General features: G+C 73.9%; 15 protein-coding genes and 1 pseudogene. 8 read left to right on the top strand and 8 right to left on the bottom strand.

Features of this window, described 5'->3' with window-relative positions; translation table 11 throughout:
* The first annotated feature begins 405 nt into the window (after positions 1-405).
* Entirely contained in the window at positions 406-1821 is a 1416-nt protein-coding gene (locus AB0P35_RS38320) for a nucleobase:cation symporter-2 family protein (protein ID WP_363520440.1), read from the top strand.
* 143 nt (positions 1822-1964) lie between these two features.
* Positions 1965-2711: a hypothetical protein gene (locus AB0P35_RS38325; protein WP_363520442.1), complete on the top strand. Its 747-nt coding sequence runs from the start codon at positions 1965-1967 to the stop codon at positions 2709-2711.
* A 203-nt stretch (positions 2712-2914) separates the two neighbouring features.
* Here the strand turns inward: AB0P35_RS38325 and AB0P35_RS38330 are convergent, their stop codons facing one another.
* Positions 2915-3169: a hypothetical protein gene (locus AB0P35_RS38330; RefSeq protein ID WP_363520445.1), complete on the bottom strand. Its 255-nt coding sequence runs from the start codon at positions 3167-3169 to the stop codon at positions 2915-2917.
* Positions 3170-3428: 259 nt separating this feature from the next.
* Here AB0P35_RS38330 and AB0P35_RS38335 point away from each other — a divergent pair, with 259 nt between their 5' ends.
* Positions 3429-3620 (top strand): hypothetical protein, encoded by a 192-nt coding sequence (locus AB0P35_RS38335; protein ID WP_363520447.1) that lies wholly within the window; start codon positions 3429-3431, stop codon positions 3618-3620.
* Positions 3621-3692: 72 nt separating this feature from the next.
* On the opposite strand, the gene AB0P35_RS38340 is transcribed toward AB0P35_RS38335, so the two are convergent.
* Positions 3693-4940 (bottom strand): threonine/serine exporter family protein, encoded by a 1248-nt coding sequence (locus AB0P35_RS38340; protein WP_363520450.1) that lies wholly within the window; start codon positions 4938-4940, stop codon positions 3693-3695.
* A 373-nt stretch (positions 4941-5313) separates the two neighbouring features.
* Between AB0P35_RS38340 and AB0P35_RS38345 the strand changes: the two genes are divergently transcribed.
* Entirely contained in the window at positions 5314-6213 is a 900-nt protein-coding gene (locus AB0P35_RS38345) for an MFS transporter (RefSeq protein WP_363520453.1), read from the top strand.
* A gap of 546 nt (positions 6214-6759) precedes the next feature.
* On the opposite strand, the gene AB0P35_RS38350 is transcribed toward AB0P35_RS38345, so the two are convergent.
* Together AB0P35_RS38350 and AB0P35_RS38355 are read right to left on the bottom strand one after the other, a co-directional pair.
* Positions 6760-6900 carry a hypothetical protein gene (locus AB0P35_RS38350; RefSeq protein WP_363520456.1) on the bottom strand — a complete coding sequence of 47 codons (141 nt, stop codon included), beginning with the start codon at positions 6898-6900 and terminating at the stop codon, positions 6760-6762.
* 147 nt (positions 6901-7047) lie between these two features.
* Entirely contained in the window at positions 7048-8022 is a 975-nt protein-coding gene (locus tag AB0P35_RS38355; protein ID WP_363520459.1) for an NAD(P)-dependent alcohol dehydrogenase, read from the bottom strand.
* 304 nt (positions 8023-8326) lie between these two features.
* Here AB0P35_RS38355 and AB0P35_RS38360 point away from each other — a divergent pair, with 304 nt between their 5' ends.
* From AB0P35_RS38360 to AB0P35_RS38370, 3 genes are all read left to right on the top strand, one after another.
* Positions 8327-9112, top strand: coding sequence for an EamA family transporter (locus tag AB0P35_RS38360; RefSeq protein WP_363520477.1), 786 nt, complete (start codon positions 8327-8329; stop codon positions 9110-9112).
* Between the two features lie 265 nt (positions 9113-9377).
* A complete protein-coding gene (locus AB0P35_RS38365) occupies positions 9378-9980 on the top strand; it encodes a superoxide dismutase (protein WP_363520462.1) in 603 nt (200 codons plus the stop codon).
* Between the two features lie 201 nt (positions 9981-10181).
* Positions 10182-11141, top strand: a complete 960-nt coding sequence (locus AB0P35_RS38370; RefSeq protein WP_363520465.1) for a hypothetical protein — start codon at positions 10182-10184, stop codon at positions 11139-11141.
* A gap of 422 nt (positions 11142-11563) precedes the next feature.
* On the opposite strand, the gene AB0P35_RS38375 is transcribed toward AB0P35_RS38370, so the two are convergent.
* From AB0P35_RS38375 to AB0P35_RS38390, 4 genes are all read right to left on the bottom strand, one after another.
* Positions 11564-12034, bottom strand: a complete 471-nt coding sequence (locus tag AB0P35_RS38375; protein WP_363520468.1) for a copper chaperone PCu(A)C — start codon at positions 12032-12034, stop codon at positions 11564-11566.
* Entirely contained in the window at positions 12031-14256 is a 2226-nt protein-coding gene (locus AB0P35_RS38380; RefSeq protein ID WP_363520471.1) for a heavy metal translocating P-type ATPase, read from the bottom strand. Before AB0P35_RS38380 ends, AB0P35_RS38375 begins: the two co-directional genes overlap by 4 nt.
* Positions 14257-14537: 281 nt before the next feature.
* Positions 14538-14759, bottom strand: coding sequence for a heavy-metal-associated domain-containing protein (locus AB0P35_RS38385; RefSeq protein ID WP_363520474.1), 222 nt, complete (start codon positions 14757-14759; stop codon positions 14538-14540).
* A 138-nt stretch (positions 14760-14897) separates the two neighbouring features.
* Positions 14898-15557: a sigma-70 family RNA polymerase sigma factor gene (locus tag AB0P35_RS38390; RefSeq protein ID WP_363520479.1), complete on the bottom strand. Its 660-nt coding sequence runs from the start codon at positions 15555-15557 to the stop codon at positions 14898-14900.
* A 1490-nt stretch (positions 15558-17047) separates the two neighbouring features.
* Between AB0P35_RS38390 and AB0P35_RS38395 the strand changes: the two are divergent.
* Positions 17048-17142, top strand: a pseudogene (locus tag AB0P35_RS38395) (proton-conducting transporter membrane subunit); the annotation flags it as partial.

A 17142-nucleotide genomic window follows, 5' to 3' on the forward strand; every position in this document is an offset into this window, starting at 1 on the left:
CTGGTACCTGCGCGCCTACCTCTGGTACGTGCTGCTGTCGCCGCTGCTGCTGCGTGCCCTGCGCCGCTTCCTCGCCGGCCGCGCCACGCCCATTCCGCCGCCACCACCGCCCTCGCTTCCGGCCTGCGGTCCCGGCTGGAGGAAGTCACAGATTCTGCCGCGGAGCGGGAGAGCCGAGCCGGAGGACTTGACCATCCGGGCTGCGCTTTCTACATTCTGTGGAAATCGAATCGTGGAACGACAGTTCCGCATCGCGGATCCACTCATGGGTCGGGCCTGTTCGCCGCGGGTCCCGGCAGGTGGGCGACGGCACCGCCGTCCGCCAGGGTCGTCCCGACGTCGCCGGGTCCCGCTCCGGCCGCCGTTCCCGGGCCCGAAACCACCTCGGATGTGGAGGGACAGCACATGGGGCGACGCGTAACACCCCTGAAGACACCCCTGAAGCCCGCAACGCCGCCGCACCCCGTCGACGAGATGCTGCCGCCCGGCCGGATGGCGACCGTCGCTCTCCAGCACATCGCCAGCATGTACGCCGGGGTCGCCGCGCCGCCGCTGATCATCGGTGCCGCAGCCGGTCTGACCCCGGCCCAGCTCACCACGCTGCTGGCCGCCAGTCTGTTCATCGCCGGAATCGCCACCCTGCTGCAGACCCTGGGGTTCTGGCGGATCGGCTCGCGGCTCCCCTTCGTGAACGGCGTCTCCTTCGCCACCGTCTCGCCGATCCTCGCCGTGATCGAGGCGAAGAAGGGCGCGGCACTGCCGCTGATCTTCGGCTCCACCCTGGTCGCGGGCCTCTTCTGCTTCTTCCTGGCACCGGTCTTCTGCCGGCTCGTCAGGTTCTTCCCCCCGGTCGTCAGCGGCACGGTGATCACGCTGATCGGTGTCTCCCTGCTCCCGGTCGCCGGGAACTGGGCACAGGGCGGCAATTCCCAGGCGCCGGGCTACGGTTCCGTCGCCAACCTGGGCCTCGCCGGGGTCACCCTGGTCTCCGTGCTGCTCTTCCACCGCTTCCTGCGCGGCTTCCTGCAGCGGATCTCGATCCTCCTCGGGCTGCTCGTGGGCACCCTGGTGGCGATCCCGTTCGGGAAGGTGGACGCCCATGCGCTCAGCAGTCTGCCGCTCTTCGAGCTGCCGCACCCGTTCGCGTTCGGCGCGCCTCGGTTCGAGGTCGCGTCGATCATCTCGATGCTGGTGGTGATGGTGGTCTCGATGACCGAGTCCACCGCCGACATGATCGCGCTCGGTGAGGTCGTGGAGCGGCCCGCGGACGACCGCACGATCGCCGGCGGCCTGCGGGCGGACGGCATCGCGACGGCCTTCGGCGGAGTGTTCAACGGCTTCATCTGCTCGGCCTTCGCCCAGAACATCGGGCTGGTGGCACTGACCAGGATCCGCAGCCGCTTCGTGGTGGCCCTGGCCGGAATCCTGCTCGTGGTGATGGGCCTGCTGCCGGTCGTCGGCGGGCTGGTCTCGCTGGTGCCGCAGCCGGTGCTCGGAGGAGCGGGTGTCGTGCTGTTCGGCTCGGTGGCGGTCGCGGGCATCCGCACCCTCGGCAAGGCGGATCTGAGCGTCGGCTCGAACGCGATCATCGTCGCGGTCAGCCTCGCCTTCGGCGTCTTCCCGATCGCCTACCCGGCCTTCTACCAGGCATTCCCCGAGCAGGTCGCCACCGTGCTGCACTCGGGCATCTCGGCGGGCTGCCTGCTGGCCGTCACCCTGAACCTGCTCTTCAACCACCTGGGCCGCGGGCGCGAGGTCCCACCCGCGTATGTGCCGGAGACACAGATCGAGGCCCTGGGCCGGGTGGGCGACCCGGCCTGACCCCGCCGGCGGGCCGGGCGTAGCCCACGATCCGGCCCGCCGGCCCCGGCCGGCTGCTCGGTGATCACCACGTGCGCTGAGTGTCGGTCAGGGGTGGGGTGAGTACGCGTACTCATGGTCACGAAGATCGCCGGTCGCCAGGATTGCGGGCACTGCGATCGATCCCCCTCCCCAAGCCCCTGCTCGCGGCCGCGTTCGGCTGCGTCGTCCTGGCCGCCTGCGCTCCCCGGCCGGCGGCCACCGCCACCGCTGACACCCTCGCGGGCAGTGCCGTGTCGGCGACGAACCCGGCCGATGCCCTGTCGACGTCCGGCGACCCGCAGCAGCGCTTCCTCGCGCTGATCACCCGCATCACGCAGGCGTGTGCCGCCGAGGCGCCCGGTGACAAGGGCGGCGGCGCGGTTCCCCGGCCCGAGGACCTGCTGAACGGGGAGCCGGCCACGCCGAGACACGGGCCCGGCCGGACCCCGCCGGGGGCGCCGAACGGTGACGGCGACATGCCGGTCCCGCTGCCCTCGGACTTTCCCGAGCCGCCGCCGTCGACGTCCGGCCCGGCTGGGCAGGGCCCAGCCGAGGAGGTGCCGTTGACCGCCGTCGACGCGTGCGCGGGCGCCGAGCACGCCAAGCGCATCAGGGAGGCGTTCAGGACCAGTGGGGCGAGCACCTTCGAGGCGATGCGCACCACCCTGACCGGCCTGGACCACCCCGTCTCGCGGATCCACCGCACCTCGGACCGCGCAGGCGCGCCAAGGGTGAGGCTCGACCTGCGCTTCATGGGCGACAACCTGGCCCTGGAGATCACCGGCACCGCCGGCGGCGCGTCCGTCGAGGCGTTCGGGGTCTCGGAACGGGAGGACGTGCAGGTCACCGACGTCAGGCGCGAGCCGTAGCCGGACGCGCCCGCGTCCAGACCGTTCCGTAGAACGTGATCGCTTCGGCGGCCCCGTCGACCATGACATGGGCGATGACCGCGTTCCTGTAGTGCTCGGGGATCTCCGTGCGGATCAACGTAGGCGCCTTTCGACCACCCGGGCGTGGGGCAGAGGCCTTGTCCCGTCTCCTGCGAAGGACGTAGGACCCCGGCCCGGGGCCGCTACCCGGTAGCCACCACCTGACCCGCCGTGACCTGAGGGGGGTTGGGGAGCAGCGACGCCAGCTTGTCCCGCACGAAGTCCGCTGCCTGCGCGATCGAGCGCTCGGCCCCGGCCTCGTCCTCGAAGACGCTGGTGGACACCATGACCCCGTCCCCGGCATCGACCCAGTAATAGGCGACGAACCCCGGAACCCGGCGAAGGAGTGGCAGGAACTCCTCGGCCACTCGGCGTCCCGCCTCCGCGGGATCGGTCACGCCTTCGTACCTCCGCACAGCTGCGTACACGCTGGTCTCCTTCGTGGTCGCGAGGTCTTCTCGTGCGGGACGACATCCCCCCGCCGGACCGCTCTTGCGCGTGGGACGTCCGGAAGACACTCGGACGGGTGCACGCCGGCCGACCAGGAGGGCTGGGTCCGGCCGGCCCCTGAGGGGTCGCGACGGGCTGCCCCCGGACACCGGCGGCAGCCCCCTGACGGCCATCACCGCACTCGCGCTCCCCGAGCGGCCCGGCGTCGTGATCACCGGCAGCAGGCAGGGGCGGAGCCTGCGGATCTGGGAACCGGAGACCGGCACCGTCCAGCACATCGACCTGGACGTGGCGGTCACCTGCCTCGCCGCTGCCGCTGCCGGTTCGGGAAGCTACTTCGAGGCGGTCGTCGGCCACGACCAGGGAGCCCTCAGGCTCTCGGTGACCGCACAGCGGTAGGCCTGCGCGCCCTTCCGGCCCGTCACCGGCCCGCCGGGCGACGGGGCCGCGCCCGCCCGCCGGTCGTCCGGGTCAGGACCGTGGCCGCGGTAGCGCGGGTCGCGGGATGCGGCTGATGACGGAGCCGATCAGTGTGCCGATGGAGACGCCGAACACCGCGGACACAGCGGTGAGGACGGCCTGCGCGCCGTTGCCGACCTCGATCTGTGCGGTGTTGAGCAGGCCGAAGGAGCCGGGCACCACGACCCAGAACGCGGGGAGGTAGAGCACCTGCCAGGACGAGCCGCGCCGCAGCCAGTGCGCGACGGTGGCCGCGGTGGCGGCGGTGACCGCGCCGGCCAGGCCGCCGATCGCCGCGCCGTTGGCGGTGGTGACCGTGATCTGGACGGCGGCGGTCACCGCGATCACCGCGACGATCCACGGGATCGCGGGCGGCGGGGTGTTGACGTTGATCACGACGCCGGCCACGGCGAGTGCCAGCCCCAGGCAGACGACCCACCAACTGGGCGTGGCGACCTGGGTGTTGGCCAGCGCGGAAGTGGGCACGCCGGTGGCGGTGGCGGCGGCCACCACGCCGGCGAGGAAGAGGGACAACTGCACGGAGCCGGACACCAGCCTGGCCGTCCCGGCGCTGGCCGCGCCCGCGGCGATCTCCGACAGCCCGGTGACCAGGAGGCCGCCGGGCAGCAGGATCGCCAGGGTGGCGACGATCGTGCGCAGCGGCCCGTCCAGCAGCGAGGCCCGGGCGGCCCCGAGCACGAGGACGGCGACGAGGAAGCCGGCGGTGACCGGCAGCAGCGGCCGCAGCAGTGGCAGTCGGCGGGCCGTCATGGTGAGGCCCACCACGACGAGCGAGCCGATGGCGGCGGCGAGGACGTTCGCCGCCACCGGCTGCAGGTAGAGGCAGAGCCCGACCCCGACCGGCAGCATCCCGAGGTCCGCGACCCAGGCCGGCCAGCGGGCCGGCGCCCGGCGGATCGCCTCCAGCTCGCGGAGTGCCCGGTGCCCGTCGAGGCCGCCCGCGCGCAGCCGGTGCACCACGTCGAGGACGTCGGCGGTCTGCTCGAACCGCAGTGCGGGGCCGACGGGCTCGAACACGGCCGGGTCGTCCGCGTGGAGCGCCACGAACAGGCCGGTGGTCAGGGCGGCGACCCGCACATCGGGCGCATCGAGCGTCCGCCCGAGCCCACGCAGTTCCTCCTCCACATCGTGCACGGGCAGGCCGCCGCCCAACATGCCCGCGCCGAGTTCGAGCAGGAGCCGGCGCCGGGGGTCGGCCGGGGAGCCGGGGCCCCGGTCCGGTGGAAACGTGCTGGACATGGCGCGTATGGTCGCATACCTGCCGATTTCCTCCACCTTCGGGTACCTGGCCCGTTGCGGCACTGCCGCGTGCCGGGCCCCGGCCGTCTGATGCCCCCGGCGGCGCCCGGGCGACGGACCGTGGCGCACCCGGACCCCGCGAGAGGTGCACCCACGGGGGTCCGGTGGTCGATGTCCGGTGGTGGGTGGTTCCGATCTGCGCCCGCGTGTTGGGGCACGTCAACCCGTTCACGCGCGGTGATCCTCGGCAGCGCAGCGGCCGACGACACTCGGCGTCACCGTTCCACGGCCTTCTCTGGTGCTCGTGGTCACCAACGGTCTGGCCAGGGATGGACGGCGGTCCTGCTGCCCGTCCGCGCCGAGCGTGACCTCGGTGGGTCGGTCGACCTCGGCCTGCTCGCCGGCCTGTTCGCGGCCGACGCGCTCGGCGGCTCGCTGCTGCAGGCGGCGTCGGGGCCCGGCTTCCCGCCGGTCGCTGTACGCCTGCTGTCTTCTCGTCAGCGGTGGTCCGCGCATGCTGGTCGCGGCGTTCGCGCCCGGCCTACTGCCCCTGGGGATCACGCTGGCCGTTGCCGGTGTCGCCGCCGGGATCCTCAACCCGATCGTCTCGACCGTGCTGTACGAGCTGGTGCCGGTCACCCTGCGCAGCCGGGTGACGGGCGTTCTGGCGGCCGGAGTGCTGCTGGCGACCCCGCTCGGCGACCCGCTCGGCGGCCTCGCCTGCGGCTGCCTGGTGGACCGGGCCGGGCTGGCGACAGCCCTCGTGCTCCTCGGCGGGGCGTACCTGCTGATCACGCTCTGCCCGCTGGTCTTCCCCGCCTGGCGCCGGATGGACAGCACGGCGACGCCGCGGCACGTCCGTAGGTCGTGGCCCGGACGGCTGCGGAGGGAGAAACGGCGGTCAGACGGGGCCGCCGTAGTGCGTTCCATGGGACGCGGCGTAGGCCTCCCGGTAGTCGGTGCCCGTGGGGTCGTGCCTGTCGGGGTCGTCACACGGCGCGACGCGGCGCGCGCGGCCCTGCGGTGGTGGCGGTCCGTGCCGGGCCGGAGGCTGGTGGGTATGGGTGCGAAGAAGAAGACGAAATGGGCGCCGGCGGTGGTGCACTGCCGGCCGGGGTCGGTTGCGGGTGTCGAGACGGCGGCGGCGCACGTGAGCGGGCGGGTGCGGGTGACGGGCCGGTGGGTGCGGGTCCGGACGGGAGGCGGGGCGGAGATGTGGATCGCGGCGGGGTCCGTGCAGCGGATCGTGTGGGACGAGACTCCCGGCGGGTGAGGGCGGGCCGGACTTCCCGCCGAGTTCCGGCCGCCGGTACGTCTCCACCGGTCAGCGGGAATGCCCAGCAGGAACGGGGCCGCGCCCGCTTCCCCGGCCGGCCCACCTCCACGCTGGTGCTGCTGCCGTCCGGCCAGCAGAACCTCGGCTGCTCTGCCTCTTCCCGGTCATCACCCGGGTGGTCCGTGATCCGGAGTGGCAGCGCCACCTTCAGCAGATCGCGCCGATGACCGCCGGCCTCGCGATCCAAGCCACCGTCAATCTGCCCGGGTTGCCCATCGGCCCATGGGCCGGCCCGGGCACGCTCGCCGCGTGGGCCGCGTTCGCCCTGCTGGCAGGGGGCCTGCTACTGCAGAGATGCGACGTGTAGCCGCCGCGGTCCGACCCGGTTCCTTGCACCGTTACCCCCGCGGATGGCGGTGCAAGGAGATGCCGGACCTGCGGCGGTACATACGACAAGCCATGGCGCCGCAGCCGGCCCTGACCGCTCCCGCGCCAGGCCGGGCAGGCGGTGGAGGCATGGCCGGGCGAGTGCGCCGGAGGCTGCTACTTCTGGAGGGGAGGCAGGTCGTCGACGAGCTCACCGACCACCCATGCTGCGAGCGTCCACAGGACGGTGAAGAGCACCAGGCAGGCGACCGCAGAGATGGTGAACTGCCCTGCCACGCTTCTCGTGAACCGCTTCATGCGCTGTCCTCGCTGTCCGTGCTGTCCGTCCGTCATCGGCCTCAATGACGTCGTCCGCGTCCGAACGGGTTCCCCGCCGGCGCGGTGCAGCAGGTTCGTCGGCGGGAGGTGCCGTGGACGTCCGTAGATGGCGGGCCCAGAGGTCCGTCACACGGTGACGACGACCTTCGCGCGCGCGTGCTCCACTTCGAGGTACCCGATGGCATCGGGTACCTCGCTCAAGGGGTACGTCCGGTCGATGACCGGGGTGAGCTTCCCGGATTCGGCGAACTCCCGTAGCGCAGCCAGGTTCTCCTTGGCCGGCTTCGCCGTGAGAACGAGCAGTCGGTGGCGGACGAAGGGGGACATCGCCTTGCCCTTGATGATGAGACCCATCGGCCCGACGAGACTGCCGCCCTCCGACACGCCTCCACCTGAGAGGACGAGCCTTCCCTCGGGTGTCAGCGCCCGTCTGCACTCGGTCAGTGAACGGTTCCCCACCAGGTCGAACACGACGTCGTACTGTCGTCCGTTCCGGGTGAAGTCCTCCTGGGTGTAGTCGATGAGGTGATCCGCGCCCATGGACCCGACCAGTTCGAGGTTCCTGGTGCTGCAGACGCCGGTCACCTCCGCGCCGAGCGCCTTGGCGATCTGCACGGCGAAGGTGCCGACACCGCCTGACGCGCCATTGATCAGCACCTGCTGCCCCGGCCCCACCCGTCCCAGGTCCCGCAGGCCGATCAGGGCGGTGTTCCCCGCCAGCGGCATCGCGGCTGCCTGCTCGAACGACAGGCCGGCCGGCTTCGGCTCCACCACGTTGTCCGGAGCACACACGTACTCGGCGAATGCCCCGTCGGCTTCGCCGAACACCTCGTCACCGGGACGGAAGCGCGTCACGCTCCTGCCCACCGCTTCCACCCGACCTGCGAAGTCCGTGCCCCGAATCCTCGCCTTCGGCCCGCCCAGTCCGAACGCCAGGCGTGCCAGGTACGGATCGCCGCGCATGATGTGCCAGTCCCGGGCGTTGAGCGAGGCCGCATGGACCCGCACCAGGACCTCGTGATCCGCGACAACCGGTCTGTCGACCTCCCTGAGCTTCAAGACATCAGGTGAGCCGTAGCCGTCCTGGACAATCGCCTTCATCGAAATCCCCCTGTGGTGCGCGAGTGCGGTGCGATCCGGACCGGCCGGCCGGAGGCCCAGCACTAGGCACGAAGGTAGGGGAGCGACCTCGGTGCGGGCATCAGGGCAAGTCCCTAGGTGACCCCCGTGTCTCAAGGTGGGGCGCCTCCAAGGGCGGGCCGGTCGGTTGACGGGGTGCCGTTCGGGCCGGTTGGATGGGTAAAGTTGGCTATACATCTTTGGCCTGGAAGGGGGTCCTGTGACGCGGGAAGCGGTTCCGTTCGTCGTCCTCGCCGCCGCCCTGCTGCACGCGCTGTGGAACGCCATGGCGCACCGCACCGCCGACAAACTGGCCGGGTTCGCGCTGATGAACACCGCCACACTCGGCTGTGGCGCACTGCTCGCCTGTCTCGTTCCGCTGCCGGATCCGGCGGCCTGGCCGTTCATCGCCGCATCGACCGCACTCCAGGTCGGCTACCAGTTGCTGCTGCTCCAGGCCTACCGGCTGGGCGATTTCGGGCAGATGTATCCGATCGCCCGTGGCACCTCGCCGCTGGTCGTCGCGCTGCTGTCGGTCGCGGTGCTCGGCCGGCCGCTGCCCGCCGGGCAGGCGGCCGGTGTGCTGGTGATCTCGCTCGGTCTGGCCGGGCTGGCGTTCGCCGGCGGCCCGCCCGGGCGCGCCCAACTGCCCGCGATCGCCGCCGCGCTGGGCACCGGCCTGCTGATCGCCGGATACACGGTGGTGGACGGCACCGGCGTCCGCCGGGCGGACGGCACCGCGGGCTACCTGGCCTGGATGTTCCTCGCCCAGGGCGCGGCGATGCTGCTGGTCGCGTTCGCCGTCCGCGGGCGGCCGCTGCTCGCCGCGATGCGCCGACGGCCGTGGCCGGGCCTGGCCGGTGGGGTGATGTCGCTGGCCGCGTACGGGCTGGTCGTGTGGGCCCAGACGGTCGGTGACCTGGCCGCGATCGCCGCGCTGCGGGAGACCAGCATCTTGATCGCCGCCCTGATCGGCGCGTTCGTCCTGCGGGAACCCCTCGGCCGGTCCCGGCTGGCCGCCGGTGCCGCGGTGCTGGCCGGCATCGTGGTGCTCAGGTTCGGTCACGGCTGACGGTCCGGCGGCTCCCGCGTCCGACGACCGCCCGCCGCGTGTCTGTTCGGCCACCCCGGCGTGTGTGGGTGCGGGTGCGGGCGGGCCGCCCCGAACCGGTGAACGTCGGTCCGGTCGTCAGGGGAAGGGCAGGCGCCCCGCGCAGCCGACTGTGCCACCCCCCGCGCTGAACATGCGGAAGCATGACTTTCTCTGTTGCAAGTAATGCGCAATAGTGTTGCCCCGGAACGATCACCACCATCGTCGAAAGGGGCCGTGTCCCGCCATGGGCACCTACTCGCTTCCCGACCTGCCGTACGACTACTCCGCGCTCGAGCGCGCCATGTCCGCCGAGATCCTGGAGCTGCACCACTCCAAGCACCACCAGGCCTACGTCAACGGTGCGAACCTGACGCTGGAGCAGCTCGCCGAGGCCCGCGACAAGGAGCAGCTCGGCGGCCTGGTCGGCCTGCAGAAGACACTGGCCTTCAACCTCTCCGGCCACGTCCTGCACTCGCTCTTCTGGCAGAACCTCTCCCCGGAGGGCGGCGACCGCCCGGACGGGGTGCTGGCCGACGCCATCACCGAGCACTTCGGCTCCTTCGAGGCGTTCAGGAAGCAGCTGACCACCGCCACCGTCGGCGTCCAGGGCAGCGGCTGGGGCATCCTCTCCTGGGAGCCGCTCGGCAGGCGCCTGATCGTCGAGCAGGTCTACGACCACCACGGCAACGTCGGCCAGGGCGCCACCCCGCTGCTCGCCTTCGACGCCTGGGAGCACGCCTACTACCTGCAGTACAGGAACGTCCGCCCGGACTACGTCGAGCGCCTGTGGGACGTCGTCAACTGGCAGGACGTCACCGCGCGCTACGCCGCCGCCACCCAGGGCTGACCGCGCCGGCGGCCGTCGAGCAGTGCTGCCGCCAGCCGGGCCGCGGCGGCCGTCCCCGAACGGGAGCGGCCGCCGCGGCCCGACGGTCTCGGCCCGGGCGGGGAAGACCGGTCGACTTTTCCGTTATCGGCGCCGCCCCCGCGGATCTCCTGGGTGGGGCGGCCCGAAGACCGGGCGCCCCGAACGCTCGAAAGGCTCACCGTGACACGAGACTGGAAGGGCCACCGCCCGCTCCTCGCCTGCTCCCTCGCCCTGGCGATCGGTTCCGTCGCCCTGCTGGGGGTGTCCGCGCAGGGGTCGTCCGCCGAGAGCCCGGCGGGGCAGGGGTCCTCCGCGCAGGGCCAGTCCGCGCAGGCCGAGCACGCCGCCATGCCGGGCATGGACCACGGTGCGGCGGCGTCGCCGGGGAGGTCCGGCAGGCACGGCATGGCCGGCACCGCGGGCACCGACGGCCTCGCCGCCGAACGCGACGGCTACCGACTGGACTCCCGCATGACGACCCTCCCGGCGGGCGGGCCGGCCGGATACGCGTTCACCGTGACAGGCCCGGACGGTCGGCCGGTCACCGAGTTCGCGGAATCCCAGACGAAGCGGCTCCACTTCTACGCGATCCGCTCGGACCTCACCGGGTACCGGCACCTGCACCCGGCGATGGCCGCCGACGGCACCTGGACGGCCGACCTCGCCGCCCTCGAGCCGGGCACCTGGCGGCTGTACACCGAGTTCACGCCGGCCGGCGGGCCGCACCGGGGCACCGAGTACGTCCTCGGCCGCACCGTCACCGTACCCGGCCCGGCCACCGCGGTGCCGCTGCCCGCCGCGGCGCCGAGCACCGAGGTCGACGGCCACACCGTCACCGTGCAGGCGGACCCGACGGCGAAGGAGGCCTTCCCGCTCACCGTCACCGTCACCGGCCCGGACGGGCGGCCGGTCACCGACCTCCAGCCGTACCTCGGCAGCTACGCCCACCTCAGCGCCTTCCACGAGGGCGACCTGGCGCTGGCCCACCTCCACCCGATCACCCCGGTGAGGGCGGGGGGCGGCGGCCCCACCCTGACCTTCTACGCCATGCTCGCCAAGCCCGGGAACTGGCGCGTCTTCCTGCAGTTCCAGACCGCCGGGCAGTTGCACACCGCGGCCCTCACCCTGCGGGTGGCCTGACGCTGGTGGCCTGACGAGGCGCCACCGGGCCGGCCGGGGTGGCCGATCGGCGGGAACTCGGCGCGGTGCCCGTCCGACTCCCTGACGAACAGCCGGGACGGCTCGGGGTCGGGAGAGGACGGGTCGTGCGGATGGCGGCGGACGGAGCGGGACACCCCGCGCGGGCACGGCGGTGACGGTCCTGCTGACCTGCACGATGGCGTTCTCGATGCTGCAGCTGTTCCTCCTCGGCGCCCTCGGGCCCAGGCTCGTCGCGCAGGCGGACCTCAAGTCCGGCCGCTTCCGGGGTTCTTCGAGGCGCCACGACCGCGCCGTGACCCGTCCTGTGCTCCACGACGAGGTGGTCGGACCGCCGGCCCGCCGAGTTCCCGGCGAATTCCTCCGCGAAATCCGGAGCGCCGTGCCGGGAAGGCGCACTGCCGCTACCGCCGTCCCGGGCCTCCCGGCGTCACCGCCACGGCACGCACCCGGACGTCCGGGCCGCGCCGGAAGTGCAGCGTGAACTCCACCCGCTGCCCGACGCGCAGCGCCGGCGGCCGGACGACCAGCAGGTCCGCCCCCTCGGGGGACATCCGGAGCTCTGCCCGGGCCGGCACGGCCAGCTCCGCCACCGGCTCCCAACTGCCCGTCGCACCACGGTGCACATGCCGCTTCAGCACCACCCGGCCGGCCGGTCCCCAGCTCGCCCCGGTCAGCTCGTCGGGCACGTCGCCCGGGTTGCGCAGCACGAAGAAGGCCGCGGTCGCCACACCCGTGGCCGACACCAGGATGCGGCCCTCGCCCGCCTCCACCGGTGCGGCCCGACCGGCGCCGCCGGCAGACGTCCAGCCGCAGAGCAGCGCCAGCGCCGCCGCCGCGGCGGCCGTCGGCGGGAGCACCGCCGCCCGGCTCACCGCACGCTCCGCGCGGACGGCCGCCAGGTGCGCAGCCGCAGACTGTTGGCGACCACCAGCAGTGAACTCGCCGACATCGCCACGGCGGCGAGCATCGGATTGAGCAGGCCCAGGGCGGCCATCGGCAGCAGCACCGCGTTGTAGCCGAACGCCCAGACCAGATTGGTGCGGATCGCCGCCATGGTGCGCCGGGCGAGCCACACCGCCACCACCAGGGACTCGATGTCGCCGCGGACCAGGGTCAGCCCGGCCGCGCCGATCGCCGCGTCCGTGCCGCCCGCGAGGGCGACGCCGAGGTCCGCCGAGGCCAGCGCCACCGCGTCGTTCACACCGTCCCCGACCATCGCCACGCACCGACCCGCCGCCTGCAGCTCCGCGACGACCTCGGCCTTGCGCTCCGGCGAGGCCCCGGCATGCACCGCGGTGATGCCCAACTGCGCCGCCACCGCCCGGGCCGCGGCCGGCCGGTCACCGGTCAGCAGCACGGGCTCCAACCCCAGGGCACGCAGCAGCCGCACCGTCCGCCAACTGCCCGGCCGCACCGTGTCACCGACCGCCAGCACGGCCGCCGCCCGGCCGTCGAGCTCCACCACCACGGCCGTCCGCCCGTCCGCGTCCGCCCGGGCCAGCGCCTCCCGCAGCACGGCGGGCAGCTCCGGCACCCGGTCGGGGCGGACCACCCGCACCTGCCGGCCCTCCACCGTCCCCCGGACCCCGAGGCCCGCCGTCGCCGTGAAGCCGTCGACGGCAGGCAGCGCGGACCCGCCGCGCCGCCGGGCCGCCGCCGCGACCGCCCGGCCCACCGGATGCTCCGACCCGTCCTCCACCGCCCCGGCCAGCCGCAGGACGTCGGCCTCGTCGACACCAGGCGCGACGGTGGTCTCCGCCAACGCCATCCGGCCGGTGGTCAGCGTGCCGGTCTTGTCGAGCAGCACGGTGTCCACCCGGCGCAGGCTCTCCAGCACCTGCGGTCCCCGCACCAGCACCCCCAGCTCGGCGCCCCGGCCCGTCGCCGCCAGCAGCGCCGTCGGCGTCGCCAGACCGAGCGCGCACGGACACGCCACCACCAGCACCGCCACCGCCGCCGTGACCGCCGCCTGCGGATCACCGCCCGCGCCCAGCCAGAAGCCCAGCACACAGGCCGCCACCGCCAGCACGCACGGCACGAACCCGCCGGCCACCGCGTCGGCGACCCGCTGCGCCCGGGTCTTTCCGGCCTGCGCCTCGACCACCAGCGCGGTGATCCTGGCCAGTTGGGTGTCCGCACCGACCGCGGTGGCCCGCACCACGAGCGCCCCGCCGACGTTGACCGTGGCCCCGGCGACCCGGTCGCCCGGACCGACCTCCACCGGGACGCTCTCACCCGTCAGCAGGCTCGCGTCCAGGGCCGAGCCGCCCTCGACGACGACGCCGTCCGTGGCGACCTTCTCGCCCGGCCGCACCACGAACTCCTGGCCGGGCAGCAACTGCCGGACCGGGATGCGGCGTTCGACACCGGCCTCCCGTACGCAGACCTCCTTGGCGCCCAGTTCGGCGAGCGCCCGCAGCGCCGACCCGCCGCGGCGCCGGGCCCGGCCCTCCAGGAAGCGGCCGCACAGCACGAACAGCGGCACACCGACCGCCGCCTCCAGGTACACGTGGGCCGCCCCGCCGCCGTCCGCGGTGAGCGAGAACGGCATCCGCATGTCCATCGCGCCGGCGCCGCCGAAGAACAGCGCGTACGCCGACCAGCCGAAGGAGGCCAGGACGCCCAGGCTCACCAGGGTGTCCATGGTGGCGGCCGCATGCCGCAGGTTCAGCCAGGCCCGCCGGTGGAACCCGGACGCGCCCCAGGTCACCACCGGGACGGCCAGCAGGAAGCACACCCACTGCCAGGCCCGGAACTGCAGCGCGGGCACCATCGACACGACCAGCACCGGCAGCGCGAGGGCGGCGAGGACGGCCGGGCGGAGCAGGCCGTCGCCGTCCTCGGCCGGCTCGGCGTCCACCGGTTCGTCGGGGACCGGTGCGGCGGTGTAGCCGGCGCGCTCGACCGCGGACACCAGGTCGGCCGGTGCGACGGCGACCGGGTGCACGACTCGGGCGCGGCCGGTGGCGAGGTTCACCGTCGCCGTGACGCCGTCGATCCGGGCCAGCCGCTTCTCGACCCGCCCGACGCAGGCGGCACAGGTCATGCCGCCGACGGTCAGGTCGGTGACCGCGCGTTCCGTCGCCGTGCTCATCGCCCCGCCCCCCTCACATGGCCCGACATCCCCGGCATGTCGCCGTCGGAGGAGCCGCCCGAGGAGCCGTCGGACGGACTTCCGGGGTGACCGGGGCCCGCCGGCGGCCGCAGCCCCGGCGCCACCGGCCCGACGGCCCTCCCGAGGACGAACGCCCCGCCGAACACGAGGACGAGCAGCAGGGCGAACCCCGCGAGGACGAGTTGCGGCCGGGTGCCCGGCTCCGTTGCTTCCACACCTCAGGAGTCGGAGCCGGGCGGCCGTGAGTTCCCGCGCCTGCGTCAGATCCGGCCGACGAGCGTGAAGCCGGCCTCGTCGACCGCCGTGCGGACGAGGTCCTCGTCGAGTGCGTGATCGGCCGCGACGGTGACGGCGACCCGGCCGGCCCCGGCATCGGCGGCGACGCCGGCGACCCCGGGGACGGCCGCGAGCTCGGCGCTCACCGTCTTCTCGCAGTGGCCGCAGCTCATGCCCTCGACGGCGTAGTCAATGGTGACGGACATTCAGATCCTCCTGGGGAAACGGAACGAGCGGTCGGCAGCCCGGCAGGCGCCGGACGCCGACCAGGACAGCGCAGACCCGGGTGGGACGGCACAGGGACACGCCGCCCTGTGCCACCTTCGGGTGGAGTGGGGAACCGATCAGGCCGCGCAGCCGACCGGGGCGGGTGCCCGGTGAGGGGCGGGCCGCCCGACAGGCACCGCACCCCGGCGTTCGGCGTCCGCAAGCAGGGCGACCAGGGCGGTGCGGGCCCGCGAGACACGGGAGCGCACGGTGCCGATCGGACAACCCGTCACCTCGGCTGCCTCCTCGTACGGCAGGCCGACCACGGTGGTCAGCACGAACGCGTCCCGGCGGTCGGCCGGCAGCGTGGCCAGCAGGTCCGCCAGGGCCACGCCCTCCTCGAAGCCGGGCACCTCGCACTCCTGCGCGCCCTCGGCGGCCGACTGCCAGTCCTCGGTGTCCAGCAGCCGGGGGCGGGCCGCCGCGAAGCGGAACCGGTCCGCCACCGTGCGACGCGCGATCGACAGCAGCCAGGTGCGCGCCGACGAACGGCCCTCGAACCGCGGCAGGCTGCGCAGCGCCCGCACGAAGGTGTCCTGCGTCAGGTCGTCGGCGGCCTGCGGCTCGCCGCTCAGGTAGGCCACGTACCGCCACACGTCCTGCTGGGTGCCGCGGACGAACCGCTCCACCGCGGCCGGATCGCCGTCGCGGGCGGCCAACGCCCAGGCGGTGACCGCCGCGTCGTCGCGCGGTGTCCGGCATCGGGCGGGGCCCGGGCGGGTCGGGGCAGGAGTCATCGTCAGAAGTCCTTCTCGGGAGGGCTGGAGAGCGGCGGCGTGCCGCGGGGAACGTGCCCGGGCGCGCGCCGGCGCCACCGCGCCCCGGCGGGGGAGCGGCGTGGCGGAACACGACCGGGCGGGAGCCGCCGATTCAGCCGGCGGCAGCCCCGCGGGCGGGCCCCGAGAAGTGAGGGCGTGGACGAGCAGCAGACGCCGCAGCAGCTGCGGGGCGTCGGAGCGGCGGGTGTGCACGGCGGGCCGGTAGGGCGGGCGCACCACCCGCAGCAGCAGGAGCAGCGGCGCGATCAGCCGGACGGCGGCCGTCCGGAGCAGTCGGAACACGGCGCGCTCTCCGGCCGCGATCCACAGGCCCATCAGCAGGGCGGCCACCAGGTGTGCCAGCAGCATGCCGACCGTCCCGCCGCCCTGGTGGGCGGGCATGACGGCGGCGGTGACCACGTGGTGGGCGTGTGCGGGGGAGCCCATCGCCATGCCCGTCGTGCCCGCGTGCATGCCGGCCATGTGGGCGGCCGGGTCGGCACCGGGGCCGGCGGACCGGGCGGCGCCGGCGGAGGCCTGGCCGAGCGAGTACAGCAGGTGCAGGGCCGTCTGGACGCCGACGGTCAGGGCGGTCACCAGTACCGGACCGCGTTCCCGGTCGGCGATCCACCAGGCGCCGCCCGCGGTCGCGGCGAAGGCCGCGCCGAGCGCCCACCACGGCACCGGGGTGCCGGACATCAGCACGTGCCCGAGGGCCGCGAGCAGCACGCAGACGGCCGCGAACAGCATGGCCCGTCCCGTCCGCATCGCGCCCCCCGTCTGTCCGGCCGGCCCATCGTCGCACCCGGCCCCGCGGGCCGGAAGCACCGACAGACGCCCATCGGCACGTCCGATCAAGGTCCGGCGGAAGGGCGCGGTCCGGCCCGGAACGCGGGTTCACCGCAGGTGGTCGTTGCCGAGGCCGCCCCGGTTCCCGTGACATTTCTCCAACGGCCGCGTATCGGCCGCGGGAGGCGGATCGGGCATGATGGGACGCGATCACCCCGCGACACCGACCACCCCACGACACCGACCGCTGCGGCCCGTTCGGGCCGGAGGCCGTCCGAGAGCGGAGCACGGACCGATGAACGCCACTCGCCCGCTCGGCCGCGCCGCCGCGGTCGCGGTCGCCCTGGCCGGGACACTCCTCCTCGCCGGGCCCGCCTTCGCCCATGTCGAGGTCCAGGCGCAGCCGGCGCAGGCGCTGGCCACCAATGCGGTGGTCACCTTCACCGGCGAGGCGGAGTCGCAGAGCGCGGGCATCGCCAAGGTCCAGGTCGTGCTGCCCGAGGGGATCACCCCGGCGGACGTCACCCTGGCCCAGGCGCCGCAGGGATGGGCCTTCACCGCCACCGCCGACGGCTACACGGTCGGCGGCCCGGCACTCGCGCCCGGCGAGGACGCCGTCCACAAGATCACCGTGCGGCAGCTGCCGAACGCCGAGGAACTGGTCTTCAAGACCCTGGAGTGCCCCCGCCTGGCCGCTGCACAGCTGGCTGCCGGACGCGCACACCGCCGCGCCCACCGTCGGCTCGGTGCTGCTGGCCGGCGTGCTGCTGAAGAT

This window comes from Kitasatospora sp. NPDC085879, from assembly GCF_040686255.1.
Classification (GTDB): Bacteria; Actinomycetota; Actinomycetes; order Streptomycetales; family Streptomycetaceae; genus Kitasatospora.

Bases quoted from the DNA above. Each gene is read 5' to 3' on its own strand.
- AB0P35_RS38390 (WP_363520479.1), bottom strand. From the start codon at position 15,557: ATGACTCCTGCCCCGACCCGCCCGGGCCCCGCCCGATGCCGGACACCG.
- AB0P35_RS38360 (WP_363520477.1), top strand. From the start codon at position 8,327: ATGGCGCACCGCACCGCCGACAAACTGGCCGGGTTCGCGCTGATGAAC.
- AB0P35_RS38355 (WP_363520459.1), bottom strand. From the start codon at position 8,022: ATGAAGGCGATTGTCCAGGACGGCTACGGCTCACCTGATGTCTTGAAG.
- AB0P35_RS38380 (WP_363520471.1), bottom strand. From the start codon at position 14,256: ATGAGCACGGCGACGGAACGCGCGGTCACCGACCTGACCGTCGGCGGC.
- AB0P35_RS38320 (WP_363520440.1), top strand. From the start codon at position 406: ATGGGGCGACGCGTAACACCCCTGAAGACACCCCTGAAGCCCGCAACG.
- AB0P35_RS38340 (WP_363520450.1), bottom strand. From the start codon at position 4,940: ATGTCCAGCACGTTTCCACCGGACCGGGGCCCCGGCTCCCCGGCCGAC.
- AB0P35_RS38350 (WP_363520456.1), bottom strand. From the start codon at position 6,900: ATGAAGCGGTTCACGAGAAGCGTGGCAGGGCAGTTCACCATCTCTGCG.
- AB0P35_RS38365 (WP_363520462.1), top strand. From the start codon at position 9,378: ATGGGCACCTACTCGCTTCCCGACCTGCCGTACGACTACTCCGCGCTC.
- AB0P35_RS38385 (WP_363520474.1), bottom strand. From the start codon at position 14,759: ATGTCCGTCACCATTGACTACGCCGTCGAGGGCATGAGCTGCGGCCAC.